The 11,044-nt window shown below is 58.1% G+C and carries 14 protein-coding genes; all 14 read right to left on the minus strand.

Annotated features, from left to right (window positions below):
- Window position 1: 1 nt before the first annotated feature.
- A complete protein-coding gene (locus EG244_RS10645) occupies window positions 2-571 on the minus strand; it encodes a hypothetical protein (protein WP_124964979.1) in 570 nt (189 codons plus the stop codon).
- Between the two features lie 28 nt (window positions 572-599).
- On the minus strand, window positions 600-2,078 hold the full coding sequence (locus EG244_RS10650; RefSeq protein WP_233588979.1) for a protein adenylyltransferase SelO: 1,479 nt from the start codon (window positions 2,076-2,078) through the stop codon (window positions 600-602).
- A 23-nt stretch (window positions 2,079-2,101) separates the two neighbouring features.
- Window positions 2,102-2,554 (minus strand): DUF417 family protein, encoded by a 453-nt coding sequence (locus tag EG244_RS10655; RefSeq protein WP_158617290.1) that lies wholly within the window; start codon window positions 2,552-2,554, stop codon window positions 2,102-2,104.
- Window positions 2,555-2,611: 57 nt separating this feature from the next.
- Entirely contained in the window at window positions 2,612-3,112 is a 501-nt protein-coding gene (locus EG244_RS10660; protein WP_028720604.1) for a peroxiredoxin family protein, read from the minus strand.
- On the minus strand, window positions 3,109-4,548 hold the full coding sequence (locus EG244_RS10665) for an FAD/NAD(P)-binding protein (RefSeq protein WP_124964982.1): 1,440 nt from the start codon (window positions 4,546-4,548) through the stop codon (window positions 3,109-3,111). Before EG244_RS10665 ends, EG244_RS10660 begins: the two co-directional genes overlap by 4 nt.
- Before the next feature lie 3 nt (window positions 4,549-4,551).
- Entirely contained in the window at window positions 4,552-5,064 is a 513-nt protein-coding gene (msrA, locus tag EG244_RS10670) for a peptide-methionine (S)-S-oxide reductase MsrA (RefSeq protein ID WP_028720602.1), read from the minus strand.
- Complete coding sequence (msrB, locus tag EG244_RS10675) at window positions 5,061-5,501, minus strand: peptide-methionine (R)-S-oxide reductase MsrB (protein WP_028720601.1); 441 nt, start codon at window positions 5,499-5,501, stop codon at window positions 5,061-5,063. Before msrB ends, msrA begins: the two co-directional genes overlap by 4 nt.
- A gap of 101 nt (window positions 5,502-5,602) precedes the next feature.
- Window positions 5,603-6,475 (minus strand): LysR family transcriptional regulator, encoded by an 873-nt coding sequence (locus EG244_RS10680; protein ID WP_124964983.1) that lies wholly within the window; start codon window positions 6,473-6,475, stop codon window positions 5,603-5,605.
- 9 nt (window positions 6,476-6,484) lie between these two features.
- Window positions 6,485-7,402, minus strand: coding sequence for a TIM barrel protein (locus tag EG244_RS10685; protein ID WP_124964984.1), 918 nt, complete (start codon window positions 7,400-7,402; stop codon window positions 6,485-6,487).
- A complete protein-coding gene (locus tag EG244_RS10690) occupies window positions 7,399-8,187 on the minus strand; it encodes a pyridoxamine 5'-phosphate oxidase family protein (protein WP_199737930.1) in 789 nt (262 codons plus the stop codon). The genes EG244_RS10685 and EG244_RS10690 overlap by 4 nt, the downstream gene beginning before the upstream one ends.
- 346 nt (window positions 8,188-8,533) lie before the next feature.
- On the minus strand, window positions 8,534-8,983 hold the full coding sequence (locus tag EG244_RS10700; protein WP_028720648.1) for a hypothetical protein: 450 nt from the start codon (window positions 8,981-8,983) through the stop codon (window positions 8,534-8,536).
- Between the two features lie 135 nt (window positions 8,984-9,118).
- Window positions 9,119-9,634, minus strand: coding sequence for a hypothetical protein (locus tag EG244_RS10705; RefSeq protein ID WP_226341216.1), 516 nt, complete (start codon window positions 9,632-9,634; stop codon window positions 9,119-9,121).
- Between the two features lie 106 nt (window positions 9,635-9,740).
- Entirely contained in the window at window positions 9,741-10,709 is a 969-nt protein-coding gene (locus tag EG244_RS10710; protein WP_028720649.1) for a magnesium and cobalt transport protein CorA, read from the minus strand.
- Window positions 10,706-11,044 (minus strand): glutathione binding-like protein (locus EG244_RS10715; RefSeq protein WP_233588980.1); only part of this gene is annotated, 339 nt, incomplete at its 5' end. The genes EG244_RS10710 and EG244_RS10715, both read right to left, overlap by 4 nt.

Genomic DNA, 11,044 nt, shown 5'->3' on the forward strand with positions numbered 1-11,044 from the left:
CTCACGCTTCGCTGTTTTCGCCTTGGAAAGGCACCCGTTGGAGGCGCTCATCCCCGATAATCTTGGTGACCAGCCAAACGTATTCCTGCCTGGCCGTATCGAAGCCAAGCATCGTAAAACCCTGACCAAAGGGGCATTCCGGGAAGTCAGGGAACCCAAGCCTGAGAACATAGCGTCCGGGGTCGGCGTTGAACTCGCTCTTGCGGACCTTGCGGACACCGTATCGGTAATCCTCGTCCTCGGTCATATCGCTGCGCGTATCCGGTTCGGCAGTTTTCAGTGACTTGACCAGATCTTGCGGGGCACCATCCCCCTCAAGATCAAGCGCATCGACAAGAAACCCTTTGACGCCCGTATCTGCGATCTCAAGCGCATAGATATTCGAGGCGTCGCCCGAACCCGGCTCGGTCTCAAAGCGGAGTTTCATCCGGACCGTCACTTCCGCCGGATTTACAGCGAGGCCTGCGCTTACATCCACGAGTTTTCCGTTCTGAATGCGGAAGTCATGGGTGAACCCGGCGTCTACGAGTTCCGACAAAGCGGCCACGGCATCAGTTGCATCAATTTTCATGGGTCGTTCCCTTCGGATTTGGGTAAGGTTAGGTGCCGCAAAACGTGACGTGACGGTGCGCGTCGACTGGGGCGGGTAGCGCATAGGTTTCTGACCCGTCTTGCTCGGTGAACGGATGTGCCAGCACAGCCAAAAGCTTGTGAAACGGCTCAAGATCGCCACCCACGGCGGCCTTCAGGGCCTCTTCAACCAGATGGTTGCGCGGGATGTAGATCGGGTTGATCCTGTTCATCGCTTCCGCCCGCAACTCCGCGGCAATATCTTCCGCCGCAAGCCGCGTGTGATAGCGGGCCGCCCAAGCGTCAAACGCCGCGGGATCATCGAAATAGGCACGCGCCAGTTCGTCATTGCCACGAACAGACCCCGCCAAAGCGCGGAACAGGTTGGTGAAGTCAACATCCTGCCCTTCACAGGCCTTGAGCAGATCATTTGCCAAATGCAGATCTTCGGGCAGTTCCTTCAGCAGACCCAATTTGGCCCGCATGCCCCGCAGCCATTCCTGCTGGTAGTGCGCGGGAAAGGCATTGATCTCATTGGTCAACTGCCGGATCGCGTCGTCGCTGTCCTCGGGGTTCACCAGGTCGATCAGCGTCTCGGCAAGCCGCGACAGGTTCCACTGCATGATCACTGGCTGGTTGCCATAGGCATAGCGCCCGTGTGCGTCGATCGAACTGAACACAGCTTTGGGGTCATAACTGTCAATGAAGGCGCAGGGACCGTAATCGATGGTCTCGCCCGAAATCGTTGTGTTGTCGGTGTTCATCACACCATGGACAAAGCCGATATTGACCCATCTCGCGACCAGCGACGCCTGTGCATCCCTGACGCGCCGGAAGAATTCCAGATACGGATCTTCGCGGCCCACGATGTCTGGAAAGTGGCGGGCGATGGCATAATCGGCCAGCTTGCGAAGCTTTTCGGTCTCGCCGCGCGCTGCAAAAAACTGGAAGGTTCCAACCCGCAGATGCGAGGCCGCGATGCGTGCCAGAACAGCGCCTTTCTCCAGCCCATTGCGCGCGATTTCTTCGCCCGTCGTGACCGCAGCCAAAGCGCGCGTTGTCGGAACGCCGAGGGCATGCATCGCCTCGCCCATCAGGTATTCGCGCAAGACGGGGCCAAGAACGGCCTTGCCGTCTCCGCCGCGTGAAAACGGCGTGCGGCCTGAGCCCTTCAGGTGCAGATCGCGGCGGCGGCCTTCGGTGTCGATCAACTCACCCAACAGGATCGCGCGGCCATCGCCCAGTTGCGCCGAGAAACCGCCGAACTGATGGCCCGCATAGGCCATGGCCAAAGGCGATGCCCCGGCGGGTGCCATCGCGCCGGACAGGGCGGCGGCGCCTGCGGCCGAGTTCAGCGCTACGGGATCAAGCCCCAGCTCTGCCGCCAAGGCGATGTTCAGAACGACGATTTGCGGATCGGGAACCTTGTCGCCTTGCCAAGGAACAAAGAAGCCCTCCATTTCGTCGGCAAAGCTGTTGTTGAAGGGGAACGCAAGGGCATCAAGCATGGTCATTTCCTTTCTGCGATGGGCTAAACAAGGGCCAGCGCATGATGGTGTGCGATAGCAAGGCAAGCGGCGAGCAAGCCAAAATCCTTCATCAGGAATTGCCCACGCGAGGACAGGAAAAGACGGCCTGCCTCTTCCTCGAAATACTGAACAAAAGGGAACAGGCTGAGTGTGAACAAGAAGGTCAGCACGCCAAGCAAACCGCCCAGAAGGCCAAGGCTGGGAAAGAAGATGCCAAGTACCAGAAGCAAAGCGGTGCTCAACTCAACAATCCCCAGAAAGATGCTGAAGCCCGCCGGCGTCATCAGTTTCGGGCCAAACCGCAAGATCGGATGCCCCGCGACCAGCGTCTTGACAGCGTCCTGTTCATAGCGCGCAAACTTGGCGATGCCGAAGGCAACGAAGATTGCCGCAAGCGCCAGTGACAAAAGTTTCATTGCTGGCACCCAGTGGGTGATTTCTGCGACCAGTTCCATTTTCATCCCTCGTTATTGATTGTTTGGCTCCGGCGATCTGGCCGCCGGAGCCAATGGTCAGGCGCGCTTCAACTCGACATCGTCAGCCCCGAGCGCGGCAAGAAATCGCTGCGGATCAAGACGGAAGTCCGCGTGGACAACGTTCCCTTCCGGATCGATCACGGTGAACCACGGCGTGCCGCCAGAACGGTAATCCTCCATGAAGGTCGGGTAGCGTTCACCTGCGGGCGGGGTGTCATGACCAAAGGGCATTTTCAGCCCATACTGCTCCTGATTGATGCGCAGCTTATCGCGGGTGTTTGTCTCGGCACCTTCGAAGACGGTCTGAATGACGGCGAAATCGAACCCTTTGTCCTTCAGTTTGTCATGCAGAAAGCGCAGCGTCGGAAAACCGCGCGAATGACAGCCAGGGCACCAGTGCTGGAAGCAATAAATGATCTTGTAGCCGTCTTTCATATCCGAAAGGCGAAGCGGCTTGTCCATCGGCTTGCCATCCGCATCGATCCAATCGTTGACGCGCAGTTCGGGCGCCGTGTTGCGAAGTTGTCCAAAGTTCATGACTGAAACCTTTCATATATGGCGATTTGGTTCGCCGCTTTCGCCCGCGCCGCCAGCGCACTGACGTCTTCGAGCGGAAACGCCAGAACCTCCGCGCCGATTTCGGTGACGGCGGGCGAGAGATAACGAAGCCCCTCAACCTCCGTTTCAAGTCCGGGCCCGACGATCAGGCCCGTCTTCGTTTCGTTCATCCGCAACCAGCCGTTGCGGATCAGGCCGCTGGTTAGCAGGTCCATGGCAAGCTGGTCTCCCGGACCGGATGTGTTGATCACGGCTGAGGTCGTGATTTCTTCGTTCGTTCTTGTGCCAGCCCGTTTCAGACGGATGCGGGTCTTGCCCTCGGTTTCGGCATAGACCCAAGTTATCTCGCCGTGCTCCTCCACGATCTGGCCTGCCGCTTGGAGCCGTGCATAGTCGGCAAGGCTGTTGTGCGTTGCGCGCCTAAACCGCCGCTCCAGTTGTGGCATGACCTTGCGGCGCTCTGAGAGGGAGGGCAGCAGGGTTTCAAGCCCCCTTTCGGCTGCCCAACCCAGATAGCCTGGTCTGAGTTCGGCCATGCTTGCCCCCTTGGCACGGAACGCGGCAATTTCGGCGTCGACCGCAGCCAGAAGCGCGTCTGCATCGCGGTAAGGGCCCGTCAGTTTGGGCGTCACCGGCTCTTTACGCGGGCGCGCCCAGATCAGCTGCTCCGGCTTGGACCCACGGATGATCACCCGAAGCCGGATGTCCTGCTCGTCCATGACGGACTGCATAAGCCGCAGGACATCCAGCATCGCGGCGCTGCCTCCTAGGCAGGTCACTTCCTGTCCAGGACGCAGGACCTCGGCAATCGTTTGCTCGTTGCCATAAAGCGTCGTGAACGCCGTGGGGCCGCTATCCGCCCCAAATCGTTGAGGCGATGGTCCCCCGGTGGCCACGTCCACCCGGTCCGCCCGGATCACCTCGCCTGTGGCAAGCGTGATCCGAAACCCGTGTTCATCCTTGGCCAGATCGGTGGCCAAAGCCGTCCGCTGCTGCACCCGCACGCCTGCTTCGGCGTGCATGGCCAGAATGCCCTGCCCGATCTCGGCGAGATAGTCGCCAAAGACCGCGCGTGGGGCAAAGACAGCGCCGAAATCGCCTGCATCCAGATGATCCGCCGCGAAGTCCAACCAGCGTGGTTGGTAGGCGGCAATCCTTGAGCGAATATCACCCCAGTTTGCCTCGAACCATTCGACGAAACTCTCACCAAAGGCACCTGACGGCGAATTCAACAGATAGGCATATCGCCAAGGCGCGGCGCTCGGATGATCCGCATATGCCATCCCTTTGCCGAATTGACCCGCGTTGGCCCCAAGAATGGTCAGTTGGTCACCAGACGTAAGCACCAATGTTTCCGCAAGCGCCGCTGCGCTGGCCCCATCGCCAATAATCAGATGGTGATGAGGCCCACGCATGGCTTATTCAGCCGCCGTCGCCGCACGCTTGGGCAAAACCCAACTGGACCGCGGGAAGTGGCAAGTATAGCCATTCGGGATACGCTCCAGGTAGTCTTGATGCTCTGGCTCAGCTTCCCAGAAATCGCTCACCGGTTCTACTTCGGTCACGACCTTGCCTGGCCAGATCCCAGATGCGTTCACGTCCGCGATCGTGTCTTCGGCAATCGCTTTTTGTTCGTCATTCACATAGTAAATGGCGGACCGATAACTGCTTCCGCGGTCGTTACCTTGGCGGTCTTTCGTTGTCGGGTCATGGATCTGGAAAAAGAACTCCAGAAGCGCACGATAGCTGGTTTTCGAGGGGTCAAAGAGGATCTCGATCCCTTCGGCATGGGTTCCGTGGTTGCGGTATGTGGCAAATTTCACGTCACCGCCGGTGTAGCCAACCCGGGTGCTTTCGACGCCGGGCAGCTTGCGGATCAGGTCTTGCATCCCCCAGAAGCAGCCTCCGGCCAATACGGCACGTTCAGTCATACTTTTTCCTCCACTTGATCGAGGTATGCGCCATACCCCTCGGCTTCCATTTGGTCTTTCGGCACAAAGCGCAGGCTGGCCGAGTTGATGCAGTAGCGCAGGCCGCCCATTTCGCGCGGGCCATCATTGAAGACATGCCCCAAATGGCTGTCGCCGTGTTTCGAGCGGACTTCGACCCGGACCATGCCATACGAGGCATCACGATGCTCGGTCACGTTATCGATGGGTTTCGAGAATGCGGGCCAACCGCAACCGGAGTTGAACTTGGCTGAGGATGCGAAAAGCGGCTCGCCGGAAACGATATCGACGTAGATACCCGGTTCGAAATGCTTGTCATACTCACCCGTAAAGGCGCGCTCGGTCCCGCTCTCTTGCGTAACGTGATACTGTTGGGGTGTCAGCTTGGAGAGCGCATCCTGTGATTTTTCGTAGGTCATTTGTATCTCCTTCTTCTTCCGTTGAGAGGAAGATGGAGACTTTCGATCCGTTTGTGAAATTCCTGGCGGGAATAGTTTTTATAGCCGCGCGCGTGTGCCTATTACCAATTGAAATCTTTGGATAATCCAAGGATGACACGGACTTCGCGCGGGTTGGCAGAACCAGAAACGGCGACCATGCTGATGTTGCGTGACAGGGTCAGGCCCTTTACCGCGCGCAGGACGATTCCATCAACAATCGCTGAATGTTCCGGCAAGGAACACACACCCGCACCTTGCGCCACCATCTGCTGCACCCAGTCTTCCCGCTCTGACTGAAAACGCGGACGCATGACAATGTTCCGATCCATGAAATGCTTGATCAGTTGCGTGCGAAATTCGCAGTGCATTCTGTCGATATAGGGCTGCTCCATCATTTGCTCTTGTGTGATTTCATCTGTCCCGGCGAGCGGGTGATGACTTGCCACGGCCAAGCGCAACCGCTCTTGGAACAGCGGTTGGATCGTCAGTTTGAAATTCGGTTCCGGCGGATTGGTCAGCAGACACATGTCATACTTGCCCGACAAAACCTCCGCCTCCGCCTCGCCGGGGTTCAGAGGATGAAGAAGAAGCTCGACCTCGGGCAATTCCTTCAGAACGAGTGCCCAGAATTTGGCAAAGACCCTCGGCGCAATGGTGCTGGCGACGCCGATATTTATCTTCCGGCTGCGCCCCGCGACCGAGTTTTCCGCAAGCTCGTTGATGTTTTCGAGCGCTGATTGAATGCGCATGAACTCTACGATCAGATCACGGCCCAAGGCCGTCAGGCGCGTGTCCTTGCCGTCGCGATACAGCACCGGACCGCCAAACTCATCTTCCAGACGTTGAATCGCCTTGGTGAGACTGGGCTGAGAGATCCCGCTGACCCGCGCCGCTTCCGTGAAATTCAGGGATTCGGCAAGATTCAGAAAATACCTGACCTGATTAAGATCCATTTGCCTGCGTCACTCCACAAGATCGCTCGCGTCCTTATGCCCATAAGCGTCTGAATTGATCAAGCTTTTCAATCTTATAGCGCCCTTCTCTTGCGAGTTGTGGGTTTCGGATATGATCGTGAAGCGCCCCGACAGCGCCGCAAGCCCGGCCGCGACAGGTTCCGGGCGCGGATGGAAAGGTTTGTTCGAAACGCCGTCGATGTCACTGAGCGCCCGGTGCTGAATCTCGCCTCTTGGGCCATAATGGATCGGTGTGTAGTGAAAATGTGTCGGCGTATCTGGGTTGGACCGCTGGAACTCGTCAATCCTTGCAAACACTTGCGCAATCGCATCGGCCGTCTCAAGCCCGCCGAGAGAGCGCGCATGAACATGCCCGAAATCAATGCAAGGCCCGACCCCTTTGATCGTCGCGGCCACATCAAGGATCATATCGACAGACCCCATCTGCCCGACCTTGCCAGCGGTTTCGATCATAAGGCAGATGTCAGTCTTGCCCAATTGCGCCATGAATCGCTGAAGGTTTTCGGCAAACCGGCGAGACGCCTCGGCTTCGGGTGCGCCGTAGAGCGACCCGGGATGCAGCACGATTTCGCGCGCGCCCAAAATGTCGGCTTGCACATAGGTTCGCATAAGCGTGTCGACAGAACGCAGGACCTTAGCCGGATCGGGGCTGGCAAGAACGATGTAGTAAGACCCGTGAATCGATATCTTGATGTCGTCTGCTATTGCCAGCGCGCGGTAGCGACGCCCCTGTTCAGCCGTCATTCGTGGCCCATAAGTCATTTGCAACTCGATTGCATCAAGCCCGACTGAACGCAGCCACGCGAAAACGGCACCCCGATCCTTGGATTCTGGACGGTCAGTGAAGGCCAAAGGGAAACCGCCAACGCCGAAACGGATATCGGGCGGAATGGCAAGCCCTGTCATGTTTCCAAAGGTGGATTGAATCTAGAATATGCACCCAGTTTCCAAGCCGGTTCAGGGCGATGCGGCGCCAATTGCCATGCCTCTATGTCGAACGTCCAATAGCGGCCATCGGCACCGTCATGTGCCATGCGTCCTTCCAAGTTGAGCGTGGCTTGGCCTGTCAGGTTTAGCTGTGCGCCAGTGTCGAAATCGACGAAGGTAATGCCCGCGCGGGGCTCAAGCGCCAGATTGCCCAATGTCATGAACATCGAATTGCCGAAGTAGTCGGGAACGATAAGCTGATTTCCCTTCACGTTTACAAATCCCGGATACCCACCACGATGGCTTGCATCATGATCTCCGTCCGGGTGTTTGCTTGCCACGAAAAACGTGTCGGCCTGTCGGATCAGGTCCGCAAGGTTATCCGGCAGATCAGATCCCGAAGCGGGCGAAACACCTTGATAGCGATTGTCTGCCACAGGCAGTCTTTGCTGGATGTATTTCGGACAATTCGGACAGGTCTGCGCAACATCGATTGTCACCCGCTCAGGCGTAACCTCATTAACCGAACCATTGATGCGAAGCCGCCGCGCGCTGGTCAGGTCCATTGCAACAAGGCCTATCGGCGCTCCGGCACTGACCATCGTCCATAGCGCGGACGGAACGGTCATTTCGGTCCGATTCAGGTAAACCGTCTTGTCATCAGCTCGGGCAACAAGCCCTTCTGGACCGTTGGCCAGAAAAGACCAGACACGCCCCTCAGCATCACTTACGGCGATATTCAGGGTTGTCGCGATACCCAGCATCCGTTCGCTGTTTGCAGACAGTGTCGTGCTGATGAAACGCCCGTTCCGAAGGGCCAGCACGTCCTCCCCCGTGGCTTTCTGGACAAGGCGTTCACCATCGTGAAAAGGGCCCCCGCTCATCCTCACAGTCCCAATTCAGAAAGACTTGACCCTTTATGCGGCGGCGTTGCTCATCATCCTGGCGGTGCTGGCCGTCACACGCAGGCAGCCGAGTCCCCCAAACCAGGCCAAGGCCGGCGCCCGTTGTCCGAGCACGCCGATGATCACGGGATCTCTCGATACGATGATATGCATGCAAGGAAAGACCCAGGACGTTCGGCATTAGTGTGGGCGGCGGTGGGGTGCCTTATTCTACGTCTTCTACTGTGAGATCCCGTCCGTTGAACTGCACGGTCTCCCCGGCTCGGGCACCCTCGATTGCTTCGAAGATCGGCGCCATCGTGGAAATGCCCATGAGCTCACGCCCCTGACAGGTGAACTTGCTCGTTGACACCGCGATCACAAAGTGGCGGCCAGACAGCTTGACGACTGCGCCTTCGTTGACGGCCAACTTGGGACCGAAATCGATCGTCCTGAGTTTTTCGAGTTTATCAGCATAGTCATGGAGCGTGTCATCGAGCGCTTCGGCGAAGTCGCTTGCGACCTCGGCCTGAGCTAGTTCGTCGTTTTCGATCGGTTCGCTCCGATCGAGCCGAGCGGTGGAGACATAATCCAGATAATTGTCGCGAGCGCTATGCAAGGCTGCAGTTTCCAGCGAAAGCATAGTTTCCCGAATATGGTCTTTATTCCAATCCATAAATCACCTCGTTATGTTTCGATAATACAAATATCCGGTAGACTGGTCCGCGACCTCTTCGGGAGGGGACCACAGGGGCTCGCTGATCCTGCTATTCATCGCTGATGACGTCCTCTCCCTGATAAGGAATTCTAATCAGCCGTGAATCTCGGATGATGCTTGTGACGAGCCAGACATATGACCGCTCGGCGGTATCGAAGCCGAGAATGCTGAAGGCTCCGCCGAAGGGGCATGCTGGGAAGTCTGGAAAGCCCTGCCGCACAACGTAACGCTCGGGATCGCGGTCAAACTCGCTCTTGTAGACTTTGCGCAGTCCGTGCTTGCTCGGCACATCCTGGTCACCTGCGGGACTGTTTCCCGATGCGCTACGAGGCGCTCAGAGAGGTCGCGGTGACACATTTCGTCGAATACGTCGAACGCGTCGATCAACAGGCCCTTGTGCCCTGTCGCTGGATCGGTGATCGCGTAGATGTTGGAGGCGTCTTCTGCGTCACTCCCGCTTTCGAGGCGTAACGCCGCGTCGATGCGAAGGGCGCAAGGGTCCAGTGTTGATCCGAGATCGAGATCGACGAGATTGCCGTCTTTGACGCGGTACTCGCGGTTGTAGCCCTTGGCGACGAAGGACTGCACTGTTTCTAGAACGTCGGTCACTTGGGATGTCACGGCTGCACCTATGCTTGGTGTCGTATTGAGCCCGCCCCGGCGTCGGGCGCGCTGTGACCGGTCGGATGACGGCGAGTTTTGCGAGACGCGGTATTCACAGCCACTTGGCCATCTTGAAGCGCACAAACAGGAAAAGGCAGGATATCGCCATCACCCCGAGTACGACGAAGTATCCGTAGGCCGTGTCCAGTTCCGGCATATGCTTGAAGTTCATGCCGTATATTCCAGCGATCGCCGTCGGGACTGCGAGTATTGCCGCCCAAGCGGCAAGCTGACGGGTGATCACCCCGATCCTTTGTGCTTCCAAAAGGCTGCTGGCCTCAAAGACTGTAGACAGGACCTGAAGGAGGCCGTCGACCATTGACTGCACCCGATCGACGTGATCCGCGACATCGTTAAAGTACGGCCTCACTTCGGCGCTGATGCAGGGGAAATGCCCGCGGACGAGTTTTCTGACCAGTTCGGCCATAGCGCCGAGCGTGCGTTGGAAGCGCGTGAGTTCGGCCCTCAGCCCGAAGATGCGGGCGACTTCTGCCCGTCCGAGAAAATCGTCTAACGACCGTTTCTCCATCGCGAGGACGTCATCCTCGATCATTTCGAAGATGGGCAGATACTGGTCGACGATACGGTGCAAGATCGCGTGCAGCACGTAGTCGACACCCTTTCCGAAGAGCGCCGGCGAAGCCTCGAGTTGCTCCCGAAGTTTGCCTAGCGCTCCGGCGTTGCCGTGCCGCACGCTGATGAGATGATTGTGACCGGTGAAGATCGCCATCTTGCCGTAGCTGATCCGGTCGCCGACCAGTTCGGCAGTCTGCGCGACGATGTATAGCTCGCCGTTGTAGACGTCGAGCCTGGGCGGGCACAGCGGGTGCATCGCGTTATCGATTGCCAACGGATGGAGGTGATACGTCGCCTGAAGCGCGTGAAGTTCGTCGGCGGTGGGATCCAGAAGAGCGATCCAGCAGAAACCCGAGCGACCCTTGTCGAGTTGGACGCGCTCGTCGATCGCGATTTCCCGGATTCGCTTGCCTTCGTTGTAATAGTAGGCGGCGATGACGCTCATGCCGACCTCGCAGGGATTTGCAGGCCACGCTGCACTGCCGGTCGAGCCAAGCCACGGCCGAGCCATTTCTGGATGTTCGAATAGTCGCTGAGGCTAAGGATGTCGCCAGCAGCGTAGAGTTCAACCAGCGCATTCACCCAGCCGAGCGTCGCGATGTCCGCAATCGAATAGTCGTCGACGAGCCAATCACGGCCTTCCAGTTGGCGATCCAGGATGCCGAGGAGACGCTTGGATTCATCGACAAAGCGCTGCCGAGGCCGTTTGTCCTCATAGTCCTTACCGCCCCACCGCAGGAAAAAGCCAAGCTGACCGAAGATCGGCCCGATGGCCGACAC

It is taken from the genome of Falsigemmobacter faecalis, from assembly GCF_003863335.1.
GTDB classification, from domain to species: domain Bacteria; phylum Pseudomonadota; class Alphaproteobacteria; order Rhodobacterales; family Rhodobacteraceae; genus Wagnerdoeblera; species Wagnerdoeblera faecalis.